The 26516-nt window shown below is 43.7% G+C and carries 15 protein-coding genes; 2 read left to right on the top strand and 13 right to left on the bottom strand.

Annotated features, from left to right (window positions below):
• Window positions 1-277: 277 nt before the first annotated feature.
• Window positions 278-1411, top strand: coding sequence for an extracellular solute-binding protein (locus Q0788_RS12700; protein WP_298811249.1), 1134 nt, complete (start codon window positions 278-280; stop codon window positions 1409-1411).
• 81 nt (window positions 1412-1492) lie between these two features.
• On the opposite strand, the gene Q0788_RS12705 is transcribed toward Q0788_RS12700, so the two are convergent.
• The 11 genes from Q0788_RS12705 to pilM form a co-directional block, all read right to left on the bottom strand.
• Window positions 1493-2704 (bottom strand): FUSC family protein, encoded by a 1212-nt coding sequence (locus Q0788_RS12705; protein WP_298811251.1) that lies wholly within the window; start codon window positions 2702-2704, stop codon window positions 1493-1495.
• Window positions 2705-2993: 289 nt separating this feature from the next.
• Complete coding sequence (locus Q0788_RS12710) at window positions 2994-4415, bottom strand: glutamate synthase subunit beta (RefSeq protein ID WP_298811253.1); 1422 nt, start codon at window positions 4413-4415, stop codon at window positions 2994-2996.
• Between the two features lie 231 nt (window positions 4416-4646).
• The gene (gene gltB, locus Q0788_RS12715) at window positions 4647-9110 is read right to left on the bottom strand and encodes a glutamate synthase large subunit (RefSeq protein ID WP_298811257.1); all 4464 of its coding nucleotides are present in this window, start codon (window positions 9108-9110) and stop codon (window positions 4647-4649) included.
• An 864-nt stretch (window positions 9111-9974) separates the two neighbouring features.
• On the bottom strand, window positions 9975-11066 hold the full coding sequence (locus Q0788_RS12720; RefSeq protein WP_298811260.1) for a hypothetical protein: 1092 nt from the start codon (window positions 11064-11066) through the stop codon (window positions 9975-9977).
• A 130-nt stretch (window positions 11067-11196) separates the two neighbouring features.
• Complete coding sequence (gene aroB / locus Q0788_RS12725) at window positions 11197-12303, bottom strand: 3-dehydroquinate synthase (RefSeq protein ID WP_298811262.1); 1107 nt, start codon at window positions 12301-12303, stop codon at window positions 11197-11199.
• Between the two features lie 75 nt (window positions 12304-12378).
• Window positions 12379-12939, bottom strand: coding sequence for a shikimate kinase AroK (gene aroK, locus Q0788_RS12730; protein ID WP_102093188.1), 561 nt, complete (start codon window positions 12937-12939; stop codon window positions 12379-12381).
• A gap of 205 nt (window positions 12940-13144) precedes the next feature.
• The gene (pilQ, locus tag Q0788_RS12735) at window positions 13145-15496 is read right to left on the bottom strand and encodes a type IV pilus secretin PilQ (protein WP_298811265.1); all 2352 of its coding nucleotides are present in this window, start codon (window positions 15494-15496) and stop codon (window positions 13145-13147) included.
• A 27-nt stretch (window positions 15497-15523) separates the two neighbouring features.
• Entirely contained in the window at window positions 15524-16057 is a 534-nt protein-coding gene (locus Q0788_RS12740) for a pilus assembly protein PilP (protein WP_298811268.1), read from the bottom strand.
• The gene (locus Q0788_RS12745) at window positions 16057-16776 is read right to left on the bottom strand and encodes a type 4a pilus biogenesis protein PilO (RefSeq protein WP_298811271.1); all 720 of its coding nucleotides are present in this window, start codon (window positions 16774-16776) and stop codon (window positions 16057-16059) included. The genes Q0788_RS12740 and Q0788_RS12745 overlap by 1 nt, the downstream gene beginning before the upstream one ends.
• Window positions 16773-17426, bottom strand: coding sequence for a PilN domain-containing protein (locus Q0788_RS12750; RefSeq protein WP_165598122.1), 654 nt, complete (start codon window positions 17424-17426; stop codon window positions 16773-16775). Before Q0788_RS12750 ends, Q0788_RS12745 begins: the two co-directional genes overlap by 4 nt.
• Complete coding sequence (pilM, locus tag Q0788_RS12755) at window positions 17426-18481, bottom strand: type IV pilus assembly protein PilM (RefSeq protein ID WP_298811273.1); 1056 nt, start codon at window positions 18479-18481, stop codon at window positions 17426-17428. Before pilM ends, Q0788_RS12750 begins: the two co-directional genes overlap by 1 nt.
• A 193-nt stretch (window positions 18482-18674) precedes the next feature.
• Here pilM and Q0788_RS12760 point away from each other — a divergent pair, with 193 nt between their 5' ends.
• Window positions 18675-21311, top strand: coding sequence for a penicillin-binding protein 1A (locus Q0788_RS12760; RefSeq protein ID WP_298811274.1), 2637 nt, complete (start codon window positions 18675-18677; stop codon window positions 21309-21311).
• Between the two features lie 160 nt (window positions 21312-21471).
• Here the strand turns inward: Q0788_RS12760 and Q0788_RS12765 are convergent, their stop codons facing one another.
• Both Q0788_RS12765 and rpoC read right to left on the bottom strand, forming a co-directional pair.
• Entirely contained in the window at window positions 21472-21996 is a 525-nt protein-coding gene (locus Q0788_RS12765) for a DUF6586 family protein (RefSeq protein ID WP_298811276.1), read from the bottom strand.
• Window positions 21997-22162: 166 nt separating this feature from the next.
• Window positions 22163-26380 (bottom strand): DNA-directed RNA polymerase subunit beta', encoded by a 4218-nt coding sequence (gene rpoC / locus Q0788_RS12770; protein ID WP_057761718.1) that lies wholly within the window; start codon window positions 26378-26380, stop codon window positions 22163-22165.
• Window positions 26381-26516: the final 136 nt, after the last annotated feature.

The raw sequence follows: 26516 nt of genomic DNA on the forward strand, positions 1-26516 counted from the left end.
CATAGCATGGTTATATACTATCTTTTTTCGATTCGACGTTAGCAGCTCGCTAGCAATTCTACTCAGAATTAGCTGTCATTGAGTTAGTTTTGCTACTCATCTCATTAGCCCAACTGGCTATTTTTATTAGTATTGTCAAGCACTGCCTTAATAATAACCCTTTAAATTGTATAAATTAATGACCATAATAGTTTTATTGGCCATGTCAGACTTTTATCTTTTTGGCTTTTTTATTGAATTTTTCTGATTTGCATTATCTTTATTTAGGAGAGATATTTTGACCCATTTATCATCGTCCCATCCAACTACTCACACCTCGGCTAGTGTCGGTCGCATAGTGCCAAAAGCATTATTAGCAGTGGCTGTCGGCTTGGTGCTTGCCAGCTGTAGCAACTCTGACAATGCAGCGGATGGCAGCGCTGCGGCGAGCAATGAGACGCTGAACCTTTACAACTGGTCAGAATATATGCCGCAAGAAATTTTAGATGGCTTTGAAGAAGAGACTGGCATCTCAGTTAATTACACCACATTTGACTCTAACGAAGCCATGTATGCCAAGCTCAAACTATTGGATGATTCTAGTCAGTATGACTTAGCAATTCCATCGACTTATTATGTCGAAAAAATGGCGAAAGAAGGGCTGTTGCAAGAGCTAGACAAATCAAAATTGAGCAATTTCAAAAACCTTGATACCTCATTTACTAATACCAAAGTCGATCCTGATAACAAATATTCTATCCCTTATATGTGGGGCAGCACCGGTCTAGCCATTAACGGTGACAGTGTCGATCCGAAAACTGTCAATAGCTGGAATGACCTATGGGATCCTAAGTATAAGGGTCAGGTGATGCTGACCAATGACGTGCGTGAAGTATTTGGTATGGCACTGCTGACTCTTGGCTACTCAGGTAATAGTAGCAATCCTGACGAAATCGAAGCCGCTTACGATAAGCTCACCACGTTGATGCCAAACGTCAAAACTTTTAACTCTGATGCGACACGTATGCCATATATCGAAGGTGAGACTGCGCTTGGTATGACATGGAATGGCGAAGCAGTCATGGCCAATGACGAAGGTTTGACTAGCTTGGTTTATAAGTATCCAACCGAAGGCGCTATCTTATGGATGGACAACTTTGTCATTCCAAAAAATGCCAAGCAAGTTGATGCAGCACATAAATTTATTGATTACTTATTACGTCCTGAAAATGCAAAAATTGTCAGCGAAGAGATCGGCTACGCATCACCAAATATAGCAGCGCGTGAGCTGATGGATGAGAGTGTCCAAAACAACCCAACGATTTATCCTTCCAAAGAAGTACTGGCAAAAGCTGAGTTCCAAGAAGATGTGGGCGACGAAGCGTTGCAAGTGTATCAACAGTATTGGGATAAGCTAAAGACTGGTCGTTAATAGTTTTGATTTAGTACTTTAAAATTAAAGTAGTCTTCTAAAGTAAAAACGCTGATCCTAAATGGTCAGCGTTTTTTTACGTTATAAATGTAAATCCGTCTCGCCGCCCTGCTCTTTCATCCGGCGCTGCTCGCGGCGCTGATAGCCTAGACCAGATGCAGCAAACCAATGCGGCTTCGATGTTTGTAATAAATCACTCAGCTGCTGCAACTGAGTCTGCAAGGTTTGTGTCAACCAAAAATAGCCCTGCCACTCAAATGCTAGGTGCTGTACGCTTGGATACTCCGAGACAGCAATACGGGTAATGGGCCGGAATACTTCGTCACTTGGACTACGTAATACCGCTGCCATATGCTGCATCGCTTGGGTTAGCTCATGCTGATAATGTACCAATAAAACATGATTTTCTTCATCAATTTCGATATTTGCCAAGCGCGGAGCCGCACTTAACAATAAATCAATCGTCCCAATAATATTACGGTGGGTACGTTGAATCGTCTCTAGCGTTTCCTTTTCGATTCCTGACTCACTGGCAGTCGCCGCAATATGTGGACGCACAGCCAGCAAGCGTTTATTGATCTGTTGTAACGCTGTGACCAACGCTCTATCAACGGGTACTTCCTTAACAGGAAAGGCCACGGGGTTTAACTTTTGAACAGAATCGTCCACTACTCCATCCGTTGCGTCAATATGATGACCTACGCCCGCGTAGAGGCTACTACAAGCGTCAAGGTTGCTACTCAATAAGAACCGCCACATCAAGGTCGACTTTAGCGGCAAAATCAGCGTCACTGCTACCGAAACGCCTGTCCCCAGTAGGATATTTAGCGCGCGGTAGATGCCGTCTTGACCAATGCTATTATTGCCTAAATCAGAGACAATCATCAACATAGTGATACCCGTTAACAGTCCTGTATACCCGAGCTGTCTGACGGCTAGATAGCCAATAATGCCACTGAGCAGACCAATGAGGGCATAGTCCACCCACAGCCATGCGCCTGCGTTCTGATTAAACCATAACACCCCAAGCGCAGTACCAATACCTAATAAAGTACCGATTACGCGCTCTTTAGCCTTGGTATAAATAGCGCCTTGGTATTGCAATAACCCTAGAATGATAAATACGGTAATAGTCGTCCATTCACCGTGCGGAAGATTGGTGACTTTATTGACCAATAAAGCCAGTATCACAGCCGTACCTAGTCGGGTGGCATGTAGGATATCTGCATGTTGGTAGCGAACATAGGGTTCGACAAATGGAGCAGTGATACGCTGATAAAGGGTGGGTTTCACGCAAGGCTACTCTTTTTGGGTGGAATGTTTAGGTGAGACATTCTAATAAAGTATTATTAAAATATCTCAATAACTAGCGGTAAGTATAAGTTAATATTCTATCAGCAAAATGACGGGCAAAAAATAACGCCTTTTACCTATTGTTCACAGGTAAAAGGCGTTATAAAAAATATCCTAGCACACTATATTGAAATCTACGCTATTGAAGACTGTTCATAAAATGACTTATCAAATTATTCATTGAGAACTGCATCAGTGTGAATGAATAATAGTCTATTGCGCTAGCGTATTACACTTCTAGGTAGTCTAGAATACCTTCCGCAGCTTCGCGGCCTTCCCAAATCGCGGTCACAACCAAGTCAGAACCGCGCACCATATCGCCACCAGCGAAGATTTTAGGATTCTGAGTCTGGAACTTGAAGGTTTGCTTTTCGGCTGCTAATACGCGACCAGAGCTGTCCATCGCCACTTGCTGAGACTCGAACCAATCAGCAGGACTTGGTCTAAAACCAAAGGCCATGATGACTGCATCACATGGGATGATCTCTTCAGAATTAGGAATTGGCTCAGGGCGTTGACGACCACGGTTGTCTGGTGCGCCTAACTGAGTAGTAACAACTTTTACGCCGTTAACTTTACCATTTAAGCCGATGATTTCGGTTGGCTGACGATTAAATAAGAACTCGACACCTTCCTCGCGAGCATTGACCACTTCACGGCGTGAACCTGGCATGTTTTCTTCGTCACGGCGATAAGCACAAACTACTTTTTCGGCGCCTTGACGGATACTGGTACGGTTACAGTCCATTGCTGTATCGCCGCCACCAAGTACCACCACTTTTTTACCTTTAAAGTCGATGTACTCTTCAGCGTCTTTTTCCCAGTCATTGCAACGGTTCACGTTGGCAATCAGGTAATCTAACGCATCGTAGACGCCTGTCAGCTCTTCACCAGCGAAGCCGCCGCGCATATAGGTGTATGTACCCATACCCATAAACACCGCATCATACTCAGCCAATAGCTCATCAATCGTGACGTCTGTACCAATCTCTGTCTCTAAACGGAATTCGATACCCATGTCTTCAAAGATCACACGACGATTGCGCATAACGTCTTTTTCCATTTTGAATTCAGGAATACCAAATGTCAGTAAGCCACCAATCTCAGGGCGCTTATCAAAGACGACTGGTTTGACACCATTTCTGACCAAAATATCCGCGCAACCCAGACCTGCTGGTCCCGCGCCAATGATAGCGACTTTTTTATCTGTCCAAACGACTTCAGACATATCTGGACGCCAGCCAAGTGCAAACGCAGTATCGTTGATATATTTTTCAACATTACCAATGGTAACTGCACCAAAACCATCATTTAACGTACAAGCGCCTTCACATAGACGATCTTGTGGGCAAACTCGTCCGCATACTTCAGGCAAGGTATTGGTACGGTGGCACAATTCAGCTGCCTGAAATATCTGACCTTCTGTCGCCAACTTTAGCCAGTTAGGAATATAGTTGTGTACTGGACATTTCCACTCGCAGTACGGGTTACCACACTCAAGACAGCGATGCGCTTGCTGAGCAACAGCTTCGTTTTCGAAAGGTTTATAAATTTCAACAAACTCTGTTGAACGCGTTGCAATGTCTTTTTTGGTTGGATCAAATCTCGGTACATCTAAAAACTGGAAGTTATTTTTTAAGCGTTTTGCCATGGTGCTATCTCTTTTATATAAGGCTCTTTTGCAGTGGGTGGCGACAGTCAGCGATGTTTGGTTTGTCTAAAATCTAAGACATATATCACTGCTGTCACGTACCTGCTGAAAACCTGTGAGTTAAAACGTCTCTAAAAACGGAACGCTGGCTAACCTGATTAAAGCGACTGCCGATCCATCAATACAATCCATCAATGCATTCCATTGATACGATAGGCAGTTACGTATCGGCTATTGTGGGTCGGCCATGGTAGTTTTAAGAAGGCTTGCAATGTTCGCCGCTTTTGGCTTAACCAAATAGAACTTACGAACATAGTGCTCAAAGTCATTCAGAATTGTCTGACCCCATGCACTGCCTGTTTTATCTACATGAGCTTCAATCACTTGTTGCAAATGAATGCGATGCTCTTCTGTTTGCTCGCTTGAAATACGGTTTAGATCGATTAGCTCATGGTTGCAACGGTCAAAGAAGTCGCCTTCCATATCGAGTACATACGCAAAACCACCCGTCATACCAGCACCGAAGTTGAGTCCAGTACGTCCAAGAATCGTGACGATACCGCCAGTCATATACTCACAGCAATGGTCGCCTGTGCCTTCGATAACTGCGTGTGCGCCAGAGTTACGGACGCCAAAACGCTCACCTGCTGTACCAGCAGCGTATAGCTTACCGCCAGTTGCACCATAGAGACAGGTATTACCGATGATGGCCGTTTCTTGTGCTACAAAGTTTGAGTCTTTCGGCGGATAAATCACAATCTCACCGCCTGCCATACCTTTACCCACATAGTCATTGGCGTCGCCTTCAAGCTCGATATTTAAACCGCCAGCATTCCACACGCCTAGACTTTGTCCTGCGGTACCAGTTAGACGAAGCTTAATTGGCATATCGCTCATGCCAAGGTTGCCCCAGACTTGCGCAATCTCACCAGAAATACGAGCACCGATAGAGCGGTCACAGTTACCAACGAAATAGCTATAATCGCCGCCTGCCCCTTTGCGAATGTTCACAAGCATATCGCTAATCATCTGCTCAGCAAGCAAGCCTTTATCAAACGGCTCATTACGCTCAACCTGACAAGTTTGTGCTTTGCCCACACTGGCTGGGTGACTAAATAGCAATGGCGTTAAATCAAGATGACGCTGCTTGTCCGTATTACCTTCTAAGATATCAAGCAAGTCAGTACGACCGACCAGCTCTTCCATACTACGAACACCTAGCGCCGCCAACCATTCACGCGTCTCGGTTGCGACAAACTTAAAGAAGTTAATCAACATTTCTGCTTCGCCAATGAAATGTTCATCACGCAGCTTGGCTTTTTGAGTAGCAACACCTGTCGGACAGTTGTTTAAATGACAGATACGTAGGTACTTACAACCAACTGCAATCATCGGCGTGGTACCAAAGCCAAAGCTCTCTGCACCCAAGATAGCAGCTTTTACTACATCTAGCCCTGTTTTTAGACCACCGTCAGTCTGGACACGCACCTTATCACGTAACCCATTCACTCGTAGAGACTGATGAGTCTCAGCCAAACCGAGCTCCCATGGTGAGCCTGCATGATGGATAGACGATAGCGGAGACGCTGCCGTACCACCGTCATAGCCCGAGATAGTAATCAGATCGGCGTAGGCTTTTGCAACGCCTGTCGCGATCGTACCAACACCTGGACGTGAGACCAATTTAACCGATACCAATGCATCTGGATTGACTTGTTTTAAATCAAAAATCAGCTGTGCCAAATCTTCGATAGAATAAATATCATGATGCGGCGGCGGTGAAATCAAAGTCACACCTGGCACCGAATAACGTAAGCGTGCAATCAGCGCGTTGACTTTACCACCAGGTAGCTGCCCACCTTCACCAGGCTTGGCACCTTGGGCTACTTTAATCTGCATGACTTCAGCGGAACGAAGGTAGGCAGGTGTGACCCCAAAACGACCAGAAGCAACTTGCTTGATTTTTGAGTTGCGCAATGTGCCATAACGCGCAGGATCTTCACCGCCCTCACCAGAGTTTGAACGACCACCGATGGTATTCATAGCCATCGCAATCGACTCATGCGCTTCAGGAGATAGCGCCCCTAGCGACATACCAGCTGAGTCAAAACGCGTCAAGATTTCAGAGATATCTTCTACTTCATTGACATCGATACTGTTATCGGTTTTCAGTTGCAACAAATCACGTAAAGTAGCAACTGGACGGCTATTAACTAGATCAGCATAATTGCGATAGTTATCGTAATCACCAGTACGTACTGCAGTATGCAGGCTGTTAATCACATCAGGGTTAAAGGCATGGTACTCTTTGTTGAAGACGAACTTAAGCAGACCGCCCTGATCTAGAGGAGCGCGTCGCTTAAACGCATTGGCAGCCAATTGCGCTTGATCAGCAGCAAGGTCTGCAAAGGTAGCGCCTTTGATACGGCTTTGTACGCCTTTAAAGCATAAATTGACGACTTCTTCTGAAAGGCCAACCGCTTCAAACAACTGCGCGCCGCGATACGACACAATGGTAGAGATACCCATCTTTGATAAGATTTTCAGCAAACCTTTATCCAAGCCTTTGCGGAAATTAACACGGGCTTGAATCGGATCACCGAGTAGCTCACCAGTCGCGACCAAATCATCAATGACATCATATGCCAGATATGGATATACACAAGTTGCACCGAAGCCAATCAATACCGCTATTTGATGTGAATCACGTGCCAGACCCGTCTCAATGATTAAGTTAGCATCGGTACGAATACCTTGCGAGATTAGATAATGATGCACAGCACCAGTAACCATAATGGCATTGGCGGGTACTTTGTCTGCATCGATATCTTTATCAGACAAGACAATCAACGTATTACCCGAGCGTATGTTATCTGCTACCTGCTCGCAAATAGCGACGATAGCATCAGATAGTTCTAAAGTACGGTCATAGTTCAGATCAATGCGAGTCATCTTGAACGCTGGATCATCCAAAGTTTCAAGCTGCTGCATTTTGCTGGCTGACAATACTGGCGATGACAAAATAATACGATGAGCGTCTCTCGCAGATGGCGCAAATACGTTAGTCTCAGCGCCTAAACAGGTCTGCAACGACATTACGATTGATTCACGTAATGGATCGATTGGCGGATTGGTCACCTGTGCAAACTGTTGGCGGAAGAAATCACCGACATGGCGAATTTGCTGCGACAGTACAGCCATTGGCGTATCGTCACCCATTGAACCGACTGGTTCTTGACCATTTTCAGCATTAGGGCGAATGATTTCTGTACGCTCTTCATTGGTGATGTGATACATCTTTTGTAGCGCTTTTAGCTTATCACCGCGGCACGCTTGCGTTGCTAATGTCTCTTCTAGACGCTCATCATCACGAACACGCGTCGCTTCTTCACGCAACCATTTGCGATATGGATGCGCCGTTTTTAGTAAAGTTGCAATAGCAGTCGTATCTAAAATTTGACCAGTCAACGTATCAATGACCAGCATTTGACCAGGTCCAACGCGACCTTTTGCCAGCACGTCTTGCGGCTCGTAATCCCAAACGCCAACTTCTGATGCAACAGTGATATAGCCGTTCTTGGTAGTTACCCAACGTGATGGGCGCAGACCGTTTCTATCGAGCATACAGACCGCATAGCGTCCATCTTGAATGACTAGACCTGCTGGACCGTCCCACGCTTCCATATGCTGCGAGTAAAACTCATAAAACGCACGCAGATCCATATCCATGCTATCAACGTTCTGCCACGCTGGTGGTACTAAGATCGACATCGCATGGAACAGGTTCATACCACCAGACATAAGCACTTCGAGCATATTATCTAGGCTTGATGAATCTGAACCGGTACTATTTACAAGTGGTGTCAGCTCATTCAAGTTAGGCAGTTTGTCTGATTTTAGCTTTGGCGTACGGGCTTTAGACCAGTTGCGGTTACCTGTAATGGTATTTAACTCACCATTGTGCGCAAGATAACGGAATGGCTGTGCCAGTGGCCAACGCGGCAAGGTATTGGTTGAGAAACGCTGATGGAATACTACGATATGTGATGCCAAACGCTCATCTTGCAAATCCAAGAAAAACGCTGGTAAATCTGAAGGCATTACCAAGCCTTTATAAATAATGGTCTGACAACTCAATGAGCATACATAGAATAGCTCATCATCCGTCAAACGCTGCTCTGCTTTTTTACGTGCAACAAACAGCTTACGGTTGAAGTCATCAGCTGCCAAGTCATCTGGCGCATTAACGAACACTTGCTTAAAGTCTGGCAATGTCTCACGACCAATCTCACCAACAATACTCAAGTCGAGTGGTACATCACGCCAGCCAGCCACTTCTAATCCTTGGGCGGTAATCTCATCGCTTAATACTTGTTGGCTATGCTTGGCTTTATCGCTATCTAAATTAACGAACACCATACCGACAGCAAAGTTGTCCGTAATAGCAAATTGCTGCTCGTCAGCAATCTGTTTAAAGAAATCGGTAGGCGTGGCCAACAGTAAGCCACAACCATCACCAGTTCTACCGTCAGCAGCAACACCGCCGCGATGTGTCATACAACTTAAACTATGAATGGCAGTTTTTACCAAATCATGGCTCGCTTCACCCTCAATATGGGCAATTAGGCCAAAACCGCAATTATCAGAAAAATCATCTGGCGTGGCCAGGTGTGTTTGTGAGGAAATCATTGACATAGCTTGTCCTTTTAAGTAGACGGGCAACTTACATTTCCAATGCGGAGTATAAGTTGGTACCCGTAAGCAGAACGGGCTGATAGTGGATATTCGTGTGTTCGAATTAGCAAATAGTGCAATGCTCGATAGACATCATACTCTAAGAGAAAGTAAAACCCTTGACCCTCCTGGTCATTAGCTGATGTCTTGACATGTGGTCCGTGTATCAAAAGATAGTAAGTAGCAGCCCTTGGCAACGGGAGAATCTACGCCCTTAAATGCCAGTTACTCAATCAGTGATATCTAATGCCATTCATTTAAGCATCATTTGTTATGTTGTCATGTCTAGCATTTAAAGCTAAGCATACAATAACTTAATAACGGTGCACTTGTTTATCTTGAATATCTGACGCTCTGTATTCAAGCACTTTGTTTACCCTAAAAAGAGTGACAATAAGAGAGGTTGCGTCACTTACGATAACCTTATTATAGATAGTAAGTAACCGCGCTTGAGACAATAATATTTAGTAAAGAACTCTAAAAACTAAGAAAAAACCACTAAATAGTTGTTAAATAGACATTTTTTACGATAACTATACAGAACGTCGCCCACAGTTATATTAGTTAATGATTGTCGAAAAATCTAGTCTTTTCTATCGATTCATCAGCCATAAATTGTAAGAGGACTTATTACTATTGGTTATAGGACAAATAAAACTGCTATTAAAATTTTAATGTAAACCATATAAGTGACATTTAGCAAAAGGCTTTGATAATACTAAGCAATAGTAGCTTGCCGCTTATTGTGACGATAAAACTATTTTGTATAGCGCTAAAAAAACCCACTGACCAGATAGCTAGTGGGTTTAATTAATCAAGCAAAAACTAATTACTCTTGTCTTCTATTAGCGCTTTTATACTATCACTATTATTTTTAGGAGGATTAGCGTTAGCACTTTTGCCATTAGCATTTGAATTGTTGTTTGTGCTACTAGGGGGCTTAGGCGTTGGCACGACTGGTGGCTTTTTACTAGTAGAGTTCTCCGTCGGTGCCGTAGGCTTTTTATTTTCTGACGCCGCGGGCTTACTTGCGTTGTTTTCGTCTTTTGGAGATGCTTCAGATATTGTCTGCGTCTCACCACCAACCGTACGCTCTTCACTAACAGATAACGTGGCAGAGGTATCTACCGACTGACGAATACTCTCTTGAGCGGTGCTACTATTGTTGCTTTCTTTGTTACCTCTATTACTGTTAGCACTGGCTGCTTGAGCAGCGGCGTCATCAGCTTCTTCTTGCAAACGAGCAGGCACTTCACGCTTGGTAGGTTTTAAATCGACGGCACGTGTACGTTTTGTACTTAGATCTTTTACTGGATCAGGACGCTCATAATTATCAATGATACTGACATACCGATTAATCTCTTCTGGCAGTACACGTACATTTGTAGGTAGCTTAAAGTCTATTAACTTTGCTGCTCCTACTGCTTCTTGCGGACTGCTCATAATCCCATAAGTCAGCATATAACGGACTTGTTTTTCATCATCAAGATAACGGAAATAAGCGAATTTATCGCGATCTTGACGGCCTTCTAAGTAACTAACAATCACATCGTTTTCAGCGACATTCATTACTTGAACAGTCCACTTGCCTTTGTTAGCTAGCAGATAACGCTTGTCTTTGAACTCGTCCGGATAATCGCGCAAATCTCGAATCGTTGCATCAAAGTTAATCGGTTGCACATCCGTATCTAACTCATGTAGCGATTCAACTTTTAATGGTTGCTCAAACTCTTCATTCAAAATCTCTGGCGCTGATATCGGTGCATTTTCAATTTTGGCACCCATGGCTGGCGTTTGACTAAACATCCATACTAACGCTGTGACCACCCCTAAAAGCAAGGTCACTATTAGCCAAATCAGTGCTTGACGACTGTATGATTGGCTAGCAGTACGCGTTTTTGTTTTTGATGTTGCCATGAGGCGGTCCTTGGTAAACACATGTTTTACAGCATGATATAGATGCTTATTCAAACAGAGGTACAGCTAACCAGTCGGCTATAAGTACGAGATTTTAGTATAAATATATAAACGATAAGTTCTTGAGACGTTACGCGCTATGTTTTGACAAAACTTCATGCAATAGCTCGCTGTCAAACTCATTAGTCATTACCGCATCGCCTATTGATTTTAACAAAATTAGGCGGATTTGTCCGTGTTTCACTTTTTTATCGTGGCCCATCAAATCTAAAGCAGTGTCTACATCGATATCTGGTGGCGTAATAGGTAAGTTTGCCAATTCTAAAACACGCTTAATACGTATAACTTCATCATCAGTTAGCCAGCCAATTTTTTGCGATAGCTCGGCTGCTTGTACCAGGCCAGCCGCTACTGCTTCGCCATGTAACCAGTTGCCATAGCCTTCATGCGTTTCAATCACATGACCAAAAGTATGACCAAAGTTCAATAGCGCGCGCACACCTGACTCTCTTTCGTCTTGTGCCACTACATCGGCTTTGTACTGACAGCAGCGCTTTACAGCTTCACCAAGTACTGCCAAGTCAAGCGCCATCATTGCAGGCAAGCTTGCCTCAAGCCACGTTAAAAACGCCTCATCCATAATAAGGGCATATTTAATAATCTCGGCCACCCCAGCCGACAACTCACGAGCAGGTAGTGTCTTAAGCGTACTCATATCAGCAAGCACCATTTGCGGCTGCCAAAAAGCACCAATCATATTTTTACCTTGCGGATGATTGATACCTGTTTTACCACCAACACTAGAATCTACTTGTGACAGTAGCGTCGTTGGAATTTGGATAAAATTGACACCGCGCATAAAACTGGCAGCAGCAAAGCCAGTCATATCTCCGACCACACCACCGCCAAGGGCAATAAGTGTCACATCGCGATTGAAGTGTTCTGTCATTAGCGCATCATAAATCTGATCAATACTTGCCTGATTTTTGTATTGTTCTCCATCTGGCAGTACGCACACCTTTACCACAAACTGCTCTGCTAGCTCATCTTCTAATACTTTTAAGTATAAAGGTGCCACAGTGTCATTAGTGACGATCAAAACCTGACGACCACTGATATAAGGCGTGATTTGCTTCGCCATACTGCTATGTTCAGTCGTAGATTTTTCAGTAATGACAATAGGATAATCATGACTTTGCGTATGAACTATTAGGCCATCATGAAACGGCATTACCATGTGATACTCCTAAAGCATTTCTAATGAGGTAAAAGTAATTGAGTCTACATATCAATCGTAGTTGCCAGTCTATTACTAATCTTCTTGGTGCGCCGATGCGTCGGTAGTGCAGTCGACGAATGATTCTAGCTGCTGCATCAATTGATTGACCATGTGGCGTGGATACGTGTGACCCGTAGGCATAATAATATGGGCGACTTGGCGATAGAGTGGATCGCGAGCACTATACAAATCTTGCAGTATTTTTCTAGGATTAGGCTGCTGCAATAATGGTCGAGACTTGTCTTTAGAGGTACGTGCCAGCTGCACCTCGACAGGTGCATTAAGATAAACGACGATGCCACGCTGTTTTAGAAACTCTCTGTTTTCAGCACACATAACTGCACCGCCACCGGTCGCCAATACGATTTGAGAGTTTTGGGTCAATTCATCAATGGCACGCGTTTCACGCTCACGGAAACCTGCTTCGCCTTCTTTGGCAAATATCCAAGCAATGTCAGCACCTGTCTGTGATTCAATATACCAATCACTGTCTACAAATGTGCGACCTAACTGCTTGGCAAGCAGTTTTCCGATTGTCGTCTTCCCTGCTCCCATCGGACCCACTAAAAACACCGACGGTAATTCCTGCCCCATAATACTTACTCAGCTAAATTAGGTATGATACAACGTCATTGTTATTCTGGCTAGTAATGAGCTGTGATTATTGTGAGTAAAATTTAGAGCACACCATTCATCGGTACATACATAGATATCGCAATACTAAAATCCCTAATTGCGCGCATAAAAAAAGCAAGCTCTATGGCTTACTTTTTTTAACAATTAGTTAATCGCTTTATGACTAGTTCAGACGACTAGTACCGTCATTAATAAGCTTTGGAGTTACGAAAATCAGCAGCTCTTCTTTGTTATTACTACGTACATCACGACGGAAGGCACGGCCGATATAAGGCAAGTCTCCTAAGAAAGGCACCTTATCTACACCGTTATTGGTACGGTTTTTGAAGACGCCGCCTAATACCACTGTCTGACCATCTTCAATAATAACATTGGTTGATATAGAGTCCTCGGAGATGGCAACCTGATTATTGATAATAGTCGGCGTTCCGTTAGTAATGACCAATTGCAAACCAATTTTACCATCAGGTGTGATGTTTGGTGTCGCTTCTAGACTTAATGCAGCCTCTTTAAAGCTGGTTGTCGTCGCACCACTGGCTGATGCTTCTTGATACGGAATCTGAGTACCAGAAGAGACCTTTGCTGTCTGCTTGTCCGCTGTCAAAATCTTAGGTGTAGAAATAACTTCACCACGGTTGTCCGCCTGTAGTGCTGACAACTCAAGATCGAGCATCACATCAGACATACTGAGCAAACCAAAGGCGATACTACCCGCTGGGTTAGAAACGCCTAAATCGACGTTTAAGTTATCAGGGCGACTAATATCATACGAAGGATAAGAAACTGTTTGACCATTTACGGTCGTCGTCTCTACATCAAAATCTTTTAAATCCCATAAGGTTTGATCGCTACCACCAACCAATAAGCTGCGGTTATTAGCTGCACCGTTTGACAAGATACCCCAGCGAACACCAATCTCTTTACTAAAGGTATCAGTTGCACTGACGATACGTGCTTCAATCATGACCTGACGAACAGGAATATCAATTTTGCTGATTAATTTATGAATATTTTCGATACTATCAGCCACGTCTTTGATAATCAAAGTATTGGTACGTTCATCAACCGTTACCGTCCCACGATTGGATAACAACGTATTATTATCCTCACGATTTGCGAGGCCACTACTATTACCGGTCGCGCCGCTACCTTGCGAAATAAGGGTTAAAACATCTTGTGCTTTTGCATAGCTTAAACGAATATACTCAGTACGCAAAGGTGCGTAAGATTGAACAGCTTGCTGTGCTTCTAGTTCACGTGCTTCTTGCTCAGCGAGCTCAGTAGAAGGCGCCACCAAAATCACATTGCCATTTTCACGCTTGCCTAGATTTTTACTCTTAAGTATGATGTCGAGGGCTTGATCCCAAGGAACATTGATCAAACGCAGGGTGATGTTGCCAGCAACGGAATCACTTGCCACGATATTCATTTCAGTAAACTGCGCCAAAATATCTAAGACACTACGAACCTCAACATCTTGGAATTCCATAGATAGCGGTTCGCCACTATAGACTCTTTCTTCCAGCGTCGGTTCACGTAATAGCTCGGGCTTTTTAATACCAATATTCAGCTGGTTACCTGATTGGTAGGCTTGATACTCATAATCGTCATTCATGTTAATGGTGACGACGCCATTCTGTCCTTGGTTTTTGGTATCAATACTACCAATAAGACCACTGTTAATATTCAATCGGCGTAGTAAGTTTCTCGGAACCGTACTACCAGTCAAACGTACGACAAGTTTATTACCTTGACGCTGCACATCTACTGGAATGGCTTCGTTGGCAAGTACCATGCTGACATTACCGCCGCCGTCGTTACCTGCTGAAAAATTGACTGCGCTTAGCCCATCATAGCTATACTGCTTACTTACTTGTGAAGCTGCCAATTGAGGATTCAAAAGCGGATTGACTCTGACCACCATCGTATCAGCTGGTACTTCGTTCTTCACGACAACCTTGCTCGTAGTACGTACAGGTGCCACTGGTACGGTAGAGCTCTCAACAATAGGCGTAACAATTGCGGTCGTTGTCATACTATTATTGTTATTGAGCACATCTTGAATCGGGTCGCTAGTAATGACGGGACGATTTGGGTCAGTGATGGTCAGCAATAAATCATTGCCTTCAATCGCTGTCGTATAATTTCCTGACTCTTTTAAACCAACAATGAGGCGCGTGGTACTGTCACTACTTAGCGTAGTAACGTCATTAATCGCACCGATGTTATATTCGTTAAAGCGGCTAGCAAGCCCATTCTGTACTTGTTCGAAATCTAGGACTAAGCGACTAGGGTCATCAAGCTGATAGGCTGCAGGCAATACTGGCAATCCTGTAAATCCCAAACGCATTTGCGTCACTGCAGGTGCGGTCTGCACTACAGAGACATTATCGATGCGCTGTGTAGCATGAGCACTATTAGTTACAGCCACCATACTGACTGCCAGTGCTGAAATGGCAAAAGCAGAAGACATGCGGTTGCTCATCATCATTACCTTGTTATTGCGTACTGTCATTATTTATTCCTCAAAAAATCTGCCGACTTAGCTTATAGGGGATACCAGCGACTGGGGTTTTTCCACAAACCCTGCGCGGCTATCTGGCACAATTTCAATCAAGTTAACCTGGGTCGGCGTGATTTCAACAATACGGCCGTCATTCAATCCAAGATAATCGCCTACTTTAACACTCGCAACCGAACCATCAGGACGTTGTATCAAGGCATATCGCTGACCTTCGGGCGAAATCACTACACCTCGGAAGACCAATTGCGACAGTTCATACTGCTCAAGCGGTTCTTTGATTCTGTTGATATCTGGTCGTACACCATCTATGGGAGTGGTCGGGCCTTGTACATTGACTAAACTCGGTGGTAAAAATGGACTACGCTGCGAACTAGCGCTATATACAAAATCTTCTACCAGCTCGGCTTTAGGCGGCGGCTCAATAGGCTGTGCAGGCTGATTGCGGATATCGGTCATTGCCTGTTCTGCCATACCTATACGGTCACTACACCCAGTCATAGATAAAACAGCGACACTTAAAACCAATAGTATGGGCATTCTTTGAATACTCATTAGTTGCCTCCTGCATTTGCATCAGTAGCAGCGGCTGCATCACCTTCAGGAGCCGCTTCTTTAGAGCGATAAGTCTTAGTTTGCAAGACTAGATTAAGCTCTGGTAAAACGTCCAACGTAGGCTGTGGATTGCTGACTTCAAAATCATGCATCGTAATAATTCGAGGCAGTGCAGCAAGGCCACTGATAAAGCTACCAAACTGATGGTATTCGCCTAAAGCAGCAATACGTATTGGCTGCTCAATAAAGAATTCGTTTTCAATTTCAGGCTCTACTGAAATATCCTGAAAACGGATATTGCTACCAACGCCTGTCATGTTTATGCCTTCCACCAATTCTGACACACGTGTATCTTTTGGCAACTGATCTAACAAAGTATTAAATTCAGTTTCCATTTGAATAACTTGCGATTGATACGCTTTTAAATGACGTGCACGAGATTCTTTTTCACGGTAGCTATCAAGCAAGGTCTGCTGCTGGCTTTCAGCCGCATTGATCTCATCGATTTTGCTACTGATGGGTAATGCCCATGACAATGCTGCGATAAAAGTGATGATAAGACCAATCACTGTCACCTTTACAGGTAATGGCCAGCTGCCATAGTTTTCTGAATCTAACGACTCAAAACTACGGCGAAACTCATTTAGATCAAATTGCTTTTTTGGCTTTAAAGCAGATTTTTTGGTTTTAGAGAGGCTCTTTTTGCGGATAAGCTTCATAATGCACCTCCTAGACCAGTATCGGTATCAGCAGCAGTCGGAGTTTCAGATTGTACTCTAGTCGTTACTACAAACTGTACGTAGCTGTCTTCAGGATAAACGGGGCGCGCCTGCTCACCAGTATTCACCGTATTATTGAGGGCTGGAGCAGCCTCATAAGCGCTAATATTCTGCTGAATGTTACTTACTGCTGAGTTGCCCATCCATTTACTGTTGTCAAGGTTACGAATTAGACTGGACACAATATTTGGATTATCCGCTAAGCCTGTCAAAGTTAGCGTATCACCTTCACGTTTAAGGTTATTTAGATAAAGCGCTGGGGGAATAGCTTTAGCAAGATCATCCCATAAGCGTACAGGCACAGGACGTCGCCCCTGCAAGTCTTGAATAACTTGCATACGTGAAATAATGTCTTCACGGCGCTGCTCTAAACTGTCGATCTCGGTCAATGCGGTGTCTAAGCGAGTGTTTTCTTGTTCGATCAATGCGTTGGCATCAAGCTGCTCATCAAGTTCATTATTGAAATAACTCCATGAAGCAAAAGCTGCTAATAGCGTCAGTAACGTCACCGCCACTATCAATGTCATAAACTCTTTGTTACGACGTTCACGCTCTTCTTGTCGCCAAGGTAAAAGGTTAATACGAGCCATTAGTCAAAGCTCCTTAACGCAAGACCGCATGCAGCCATTAAGCTTGGCGCATCGACCGCCAATTGCTCATTATCGATATTTGGTGCAATAGTCATATTGGTAAAAGGGTTGGCAACACTGACAGTTACACCCAGCTTTTGTTGTGCCATACCAGCGAGACCTGCAATAGAACTGCTGCCTCCTGCAAGCACCACATGATCGATACTGCTATATTGACTTGATGAAAAATAAAACTGTAAAGAGCGAGTGATTTGTTGAATGGTATTTTCTATAAAAGGGGTCAGTACTTCAGGATAGTAATCATCAGGCAAGGTACGTTCGCGTTTACTTAGTGTCGCTTCTTCTGCTGACAGACCATAGCGATTTTGTATTGCCTCGGTCAGCTGAGCACCACCAAATAACTGCTCACGACTATAAATAAACTCACCATTCTTGGCAATATATAATGTGGTCTGATTATGGCCGATATCTACCAACGCTACCAGTTCTGGTACATTTGGCAGACTATCTACCATCAATCCAAACGCACGCTCGATTGCATGAGACTCGATATCCATGACTTTCGTTTGTAGTCCACCAAAGGCTAAAGCATCAACACGTTGGTCGACGTTTTCTGAACGAGAAGCAGCAAGCAATACCTGAACCATATCTTCACTAACCAAAGACGGTCCTAATACTTCAAAGTCTAGATTGACGTCTTCTAAGGGATAAGGCACATACTGGTCGGCATCTAAACGTATTTGCGCCTCACGCTCTACATCGCTGAGTGTCATATCCATATCAATGATTTTAGTAATCACTGCAGAGCCAGAAACAGCGGTCACAGCATTGCTACCCGCGACTTGGCAGCGTCTTGCCAAGCTCGTTATAATATTACCGGCAGCTTCTGTGTCTACTAGAATCTTATCAACCACGATACCTTCCGGTAGTCTTTCAATACCATAAGATTTTAGGTGAAACATGCCTTGCTGACGCTGTATGTCAACCAACTTTACTGAAGTGGCACAAATATCCACGCCAATCAAATGTCGACTTTTGGAAGTAAATAGCCTCACTAGCTCTATACCTTATATTAAGTGTACAATCTGGTAGTTATTTGTAATAATTCAATACAATACTTTACTTAATTGATAGATTCAAGCATTTAAAAATATATTAAGGCCAACTTACACATTTATTATGACCTGCCTATTTTGTTCAATGTATAATAATATTGTCTGCTACAAATTCTAACTAATAAGTCTTATTATGGCCAAAACAAATGCTACCGCTCGTCTCATTCGCTTTTTGGTGGGACTCTTTGTCGCTTGCCTAGCATTGGCAGTTGTTCTAGCACTTGCTGTACCTATTGGTTTTTATGGGATGGCCATGTATCTATCGCCGACCCTACCTAGTACACAAGAGATTAAAACAGCTAAACTAGAAATGCCATTACAGATTTATAGTAGTGATGATAAATTGATTGGTCAGTATGGCAATCGTTTATCGTTACCAGTTAGTTTTGATGAGATTCCTGAAGATTTAACTCATGCTTTTTTAGCGGCCGAAGATGCTTCTTTCTTTCAGCATAGCGGAATTAGCATTAAAGGTCTTGGTCGCGCTGTCACCGAAGCAGTCACTGATGACGATGGCCAAACAGGTGGCTCCACTATTACGATGCAGGTCGCCAAAAATTACTTCTTAAGTCCAGAACGTACTTTAAACCGTAAACTAACAGAATTATTTTTGGCCCGTAAGATCGAAGACGAACTGAGCAAAAACGACATCTTGACACTATATGTCAATAAGATCTATCTAGGCGAAGGCGCCTACGGCATTCGCGCTGCGGCTAAGAAATATTATAGTAAGTCATTAGACAATCTAACTATTGCTGAAATGGCGATGTTAGCAGGTCTACCAAAAGCCCCTTCTAAATATAATCCTGTTGCCAATCCTAGCCGTGCATTGACTCGCCGTAACTGGATCGTTGGACGCATGCACGAACTTGGCTATATTACCAAAGCTCAGTACGATGAAGCGGTCAACTCCCCTATAGGTATCAACCTATATAAAGAAAAGCTCGATGTAAACATGCCTTATTTGGCAGAAATGACGCGAGCTTCTTTGGTCGAACGTTACGGCGATCAAGTCATGCACGGTGGTTGGCGCGTACGTCTCACAGTAGATAGTAAAGCGCAAACAGATGCAGAAGCAGCAGTAGTAACAGGATTGATTGCCTATGAGCATCGCCATGGTTGGCGCGGGGCTGAAGCAAATGATGAGCCTCTCGAAAACTTCCGACGCTACAGCAATATGTCTCCTGCTAAAGTGACTAAAGTCAATTCTCGTAGTTTTAATGCGGTTCTACAATCTGGTGAAGAAGTGACCGTTAATTGGTCTGGTATGAAGTGGGCACGTAAATATATTTCTGCTGACCGTATTGGTTATTACCCTAGCAATGCCAGTCAAGTTGTTAAGAAAAACGATATCGTTCGTGTGATACCTACTTCAAATGGCAACTGGCAATTAGGTCAAATACCTAAAATCCAAGGCAGCTTGGTTTCGTTGAATCCAGAGACTGGTGCTGTCAATGCATTGGTTGGTGGCTTTGATTTTAACCACAGTAAGTTCAACCGCGCTCTACAAGGCTGGCGTCAACCTGGCTCTACCATCAAACCACTTGTTTATACGGCCGCTTTAGAAAAAGGTTATCGTCCAGATACCATCGTGTCTGATAAAGCTATCCAAGTAGGTGACTGGAAACCCAAAAACTCTGATGAACGTTTCTTAGGTGATATCACTTTACGTCGTGGTTTATATTTATCTCGTAACCTCGTATCCATTCGCTTGTTACAAGCTATCGGTATCTCAAGTACGCGCAACCTATTAGATGAATTCGGTCTTGATAAAGAAAAACTGCCGACAACCTTGTCATTAGCACTCGGAGCAGGACAAGCCACCCCTTTACAAATGGCCACGGCTTACTCAACTTTCGCGAATGGTGGTCATCGTGTCCAACCTTACTTTATTGAACAAATTTACAATTATAAGAACGAGCTGTTGTTTCAGGCAAATCCACGTCAAGCATGTGCACTATGCTTTAACGAAAAACTTGAAAAGGTTAATAGCAGCTTAGTTGAAGAGTATGAGAAGTCAATTGAAGCGCTTGATGATAGCACTAATGAAATAACTGCCGATAATTCATCATCAGAAAGCAATGATGATAGCGAAACAGCAGATAAAGAGCTTGATTTAACGGTATATAACGCAGGTCCACAGTCAGACCGCCTGAAAGCACCTGCCGTACAATATGTAAGAGCCAAACAAGCGCCGCGTATACTGCAACCTAGAGTCGCTTTTGAGATGGCAGATATACTACGCGATGTAGTCCAACGCGGTACAGCGGTAAGAGCAAAGGCATTAGGACGTGATGATATCGGTGGCAAAACTGGTACCACCAATCAGGCCAAAGACGCATGGTTTGCAGGGTTCCATCCTACCAATGCGACAGTAGTATGGATGGGATTTGATCAACCATCTACTATGGGACGCCGTGAATATGGTGGTGTGGCAGCGCTTCCAGTTTGGATGGACTTTATGAAAGCCCAGCTTAAAGACACGCCAAGCCAATGGGTATCTATCAATAATCGCTCAAAATCTAGAAAGCAACAGCAAGACATCATAGAGATGACTGATGATGGCGTCCTAGTTAACGATGCCTCCAATAAATCAGCAAAACCAGTCAAGACTCAAACCCAGCAGCGTAAGCCTTCGGTTCCAGAGCCTACTGAAGATACCAGCACTCCACCATCAACAAAACCAAATAGCAATCGTAGTGATGACAGCATACCGGAGAATCCATTAACGGTAACACCAGTTGAAAGTATGCCTCCGATGCCAGAGTAACAAACAAAGCTATTTTTAGTTAATAAGAAAAAGGCTTATTCAGCAATGACTGAATAAGCCTTTTTTATGCGTTGTAGATTATGATCTACCCTACTTAATCGTCCTTTCAAGTGGTTCAATAAATAGCGATCAAAAAATAAATCTTCTGGTTTACTTTCTATTAGAATTCAACCATACCTGCACGCAGTTGTTCAATCAGCTCTAAAAGCTGATTACGCCATTCTCGTATTGTGGCCTCATCAGGCAGCCATTGATTAGATAAAGTGACAACATTGACAATCAAGTCTGGCGACGCTGAATGACTGCTTAGCGCTTCATTGACGATAGTATCTGGCGGTACTGCATACAGACAACGCTTATAAGCACGTTCTATATTTGCGATAAAACCTTGCTGCTGTAATTGCTGCAAACGCTGAATCTCAGGAGATACTTGCGTACGCTCGCTCAGTGCTTGTTCAATATCGAGCAAAGTTGGCGCTGTCATATTTAAGCTATAGAAATGACCCAACTCCTGAATAAATGCTAATAAAGCACCATGCAAATGAAAAATAGCAGTCTCACAGTGTGCTTGGTATAACTGCTTATCATTGGTACTTCCTGCAGATTGGCAAGATAAACGACAGAAATATAACTTTTGATTGGTTCGATCTGCTTGATATTTGGCGACGCGAGTTTTACCTGCCATTTGCTAATTATCCTTCTATGAGTAGTGAATTAGAGCATAATTCCAGTGTACTATTTTTTTAGATAATAGCACCATGCCTTTCTTAGTTTTTTATACGCACAAAAAAGCCAGCAACTTAGGCTGGCTTTTTTATCAAATTAAGAATGAATCAAAATACTTAATACGATTAATTATCTTGATTTAACTCTTGAGCAAATGCTTCGTCGAAGCTTGCAAAGTCTTTGCTATCAGTGCTTGCAGTCATATCAAACGCTGCATTCAAATCTTTATCTTGTAGCTTCTGATCTGCTTTTTCTTTGCGTGCTTTATGATAAGCAAGACCAGTACCTGCAGGAATCAAGCGACCAACAACTACGTTTTCTTTCAGACCACGTAGCTCATCTACTTTACCAGTCACAGCAGCCGCAGTTAGTACACGGGTTGTTTCCTGGAAAGAAGCCGCTGAGATAAAGCTTTCAGTTGCTAGACTTGCTTTGGTGATACCTAGTAATTGACGCTCGAACTGTACTGGGAATTTATCTTCCGCTTCTAGCTTCGCATTCAATGCTTTGATATCTGCATATTCGACCTGATCACCTTTGAAGTGACTTGAATCGCCGCCGTCAGTGATTTCAACTTTACGCAACATCTGACGAATGATAACTTCGATGTGCTTGTCGTTGATTTTTACACCCTGTAAACGATAAACGTCCTGTACTTCGTTGACGATGTAATCAGCAAGTGCAGTCTGACCTTTCAAACGCAAGATATCATGTGGGTTTTGTGGACCATCAGCGATCACTTCACCACGTGCTACCGTCTCGTTTTCGAAGACGTTAATTTGACGCCATTTCGGGATTAGCTCTTCATGTACTTCACCATCTTCATTAGTAATAATGAAGCGGTTCTTACCTTTAGTCTCTTTACCAAAGCTAACGACACCAGTCATTTCTGCCATGATGGCGTGATCTTTTGGACGACGTGCTTCGAACAAGTCAGCAACACGTGGTAGACCACCGGTAATATCTTTCGTACCAGAAGATGCTTGTGGTACACGGCCTAGAATCGAACCTGCTGCTACTTTTTCACCGTCGCTCACGCGGATGATAGTTTCAGCTGGTAAGAAGTAAACCACTTCTTTGCCTTCGTCAGTGTTCAAGATAATCGCAGGACGTAAGTCTTTTGCTGAGCTTGAACGGTCACGAGTAGCTAAAATCTCAAATGAGCTCATACCCGTCGCATCATCAACTTTTACTGTTGCAGTCATACCGTCAGTGATGTCACTGAAGCGTGCTGTACCAGCAAATTCTGTGATGATTGGATGCGTATGCGGATCCCACTTAGCGATAGTTTGACCGCCTTCAACCTGCTCTTCGTCTTTCACAAGTACGCTTGAACCGTACGGTACTTTATAGCGCTCACGCTCACGGCCAAGCTCATCGGTCAATGCGATTTCGGCTGAACGCGATACGATGACTAAGTGACCATCGGTATGCTGTACTGTTTTCATGTTCTCAAAGTGCGCTTGACCAGCATTACGTACAGAGATGCTGTTGTCTACAGATGCTGAGCTCGCTGCCCCGCCCACGTGGAACGTACGCATGGTTAACTGAGTACCCGGCTCACCGATAGACTGAGCTGCCATAACACCGACTGATTCGCCGATATTTACTTTATGACCACGTGCAAGGTCACGACCATAACACTGTGAACATACACCATGTTCGATATCACAAGTAATTACTGAACGTACCCAGATATCATCGATTGCGTTGTTATCAAGGACGTTAACCCAGTACTCATCGATCAATGTACCAGCTGGAATCAATACTTTATCAGCATCGTCATTATAAGTAACGTCACGAGCAGTCACACGACCCAGTACTAGCTCACCTAGCTTCTCAATGATTTCACCACCTTGGATATGTGGTTTCATGAGTAGGCCTTCTTCAGTACCACAATCATCACTAGTGATAACCAAATCTTGTGCCACATCAACTAGACGACGAGTTAAGTAACCTGAGTTAGCTGTTTTCAGTGCTGTATCCGCTAGGCCTTTACGTGCACCGTGAGTTGAGATGAAGTACTGTAGTACGGTCAAACCTTCACGGAAGTTGGCTTTAATCGGCGTCTCAATGATTGAGCCATCTGGTTTCGCCATCAAACCACGCATACCTGCCAACTGACGAATCTGTGCTGCACTACCACGAGCACCAGAATCTGACATGATAAAGATAGAATTGAATGACTTCTGCTCGTCTTCTTCACCTTGTGCATTGATAACTTTATCTGTTGCCAAGTTGTCCATCATCGCCTTAGCGACTTTGTCATTGGTACGTGACCAGATATCAACTACTTTGTTATAGCGCTCACCAGCAGTTACGAAACCTTGCTCGAACTGATCTTCGATTTCGCGAACTTCGCCTTCTGCCACTTCGATGATTTGCTTTTTAAGTGGTGGAATGACCATGTCGTCGATACCGATAGACACGCCAGATAGTGTTGCTTGAGCAAAACCAAGATACATCAATTGGTCAGCAAACATAACACTTTCTTTGACGCCAACTTTACGGTAGCAAGAGTTAATCAAACGAGAGATATTTTTCTTCGTCATCTCTTGGTTACACTCATCAAACGTCATACCTTTAGGCATGATGTTCCAGATAAGTAGACGACCAGCAACCGTATCTTTGATACTGATTTCTTTAGTCTCGTTACCGTCTTCGTCAATTTGCGTCTCAGTAACACGCACTTTGATCTTAGCGTTTACATGTAGATCGTTTGAACCAATTGCACGCAATGCTTCATTAACGGTAGCAAAAATCATGCTCTCGCCTTTGGCATTGATCGACGAGCGACTGATGTAATATAGACCTAGTACAACATCCTGAGATGGTACGATGATCGGATCACCGTTCGCAGGTGACAGGATGTTGTTGGTAGACATCATCAAGGCACGTGATTCAAGCTGCGCTTCTAGCGTCAATGGCACGTGAACGGCCATTTGGTCACCATCAAAATCGGCGTTGAATGCAGTACAAACAAGCGGATGCAACTGGATGGCTTTACCTTCGATCAGTACTGGCTCAAATGCCTGTAGACCCAAACGGTGAAGTGTTGGCGCACGGTTAAGAAGTACTGGATGCTCACGGATAACCATGGCCAGCATATCCCACACTTGTGGCTCTTCACGCTCTACCATCTTTTTGGCAGCTTTAATCGTAGTCGCTAAACCATGAGACAATAGTTTGTTATAAGTAAATGGCTTGAATAATTCTAGTGCCATTTTTTTAGGTAGGCCACACTGATGTAGACGTAGTGTTGGACCTACAACGATAACCGAACGACCAGAGTAATCGACACGCTTACCAAGTAAGTTCTGACGGAAACGACCTTGCTTACCTTTGATCATATCTGCCAAAGATTTTAATGGACGCTTGTTACTACCAGTAATGGCACGACCGCGACGACCGTTATCAAGCAACGCATCTACTGACTCTTGCAACATACGCTTTTCGTTACGTACGATGATATCAGGTGCGCTTAGCTCAAGCAGACGCTTAAGACGGTTGTTACGGTTTATCACACGGCGATATAGATCGTTTAGATCTGACGTCGCAAAACGGCCGCCTTCTAGCGGTACTAGAGGACGCAAATCTGGTGGTAGTACTGGCAAGATGTTCATTACCATCCACTCAGGCTTGTTATTAGAATCACGGAATGCTTCTAATAATTTGAGACGCTTAGACATCTTCTTAAGCTTAGTCTCAGAACCAGTTTGTGGAATCGCTTCGCGCAGCTCATCAATTTCAAGATCGATATCGATGTCTTTTAATAGGTCTTGAACGGCTTCAGCACCCATCTTGGCTGTGAATTCATCACCAAACTCTTCAAGCGCTTTGTAATAATCTTCATCATCAAGCAACTGGTACTTTTCTAAGCTAGTTAGACCAGGCTCAGTAACGATATAGCTTTCAAAATATAGAACGCGCTCGATATCACGTAGCGTCATGTCTAGCAATAGACCGATGCGGCTTGGTAATGATTTTAGGAACCAAATATGCGCTACAGGACTGGCTAGGTCGATATGACCCATGCGATCACGACGGACTTTAGCAGTGGTAACTTCAACACCACATTTTTCACAGATAACGCCTTGGAACTTACGGCGCTTATATTTACCACATAAACATTCGAAGTCTTTTACTGGGCCAAAGATTTTGGCACAAAAAAGACCATCACGCTCAGGCTTGAACGTGCGATAGTTGATGGTTTCAGGCTTTTTTACTTCGCCGTGCGACCATGACTTAATAACGTCAGGTGAGGCTAAAGTAATTTGAATGCTATCAAACTCTTGGTTACCGTTGCCGGTAGGGCTTTGCATGATATCGAGTAAATCTTTCAAGTTGCTTCTCCGTTATCTTTATAATCATCTGACAGCGTACCATTAACGCAGATAAGATGAATGAAGGCAATGAATAGGGTTGAGACAAATCACTAAAAGCAGCAGCAATAAAGCAGACTGCCTTTAGTGGACAACT

Origin of the sequence: uncultured Psychrobacter sp. (genome assembly GCF_947500265.1) — a bacterium.
In the GTDB taxonomy this organism is placed as follows: domain Bacteria; phylum Pseudomonadota; class Gammaproteobacteria; order Pseudomonadales; family Moraxellaceae; genus Psychrobacter.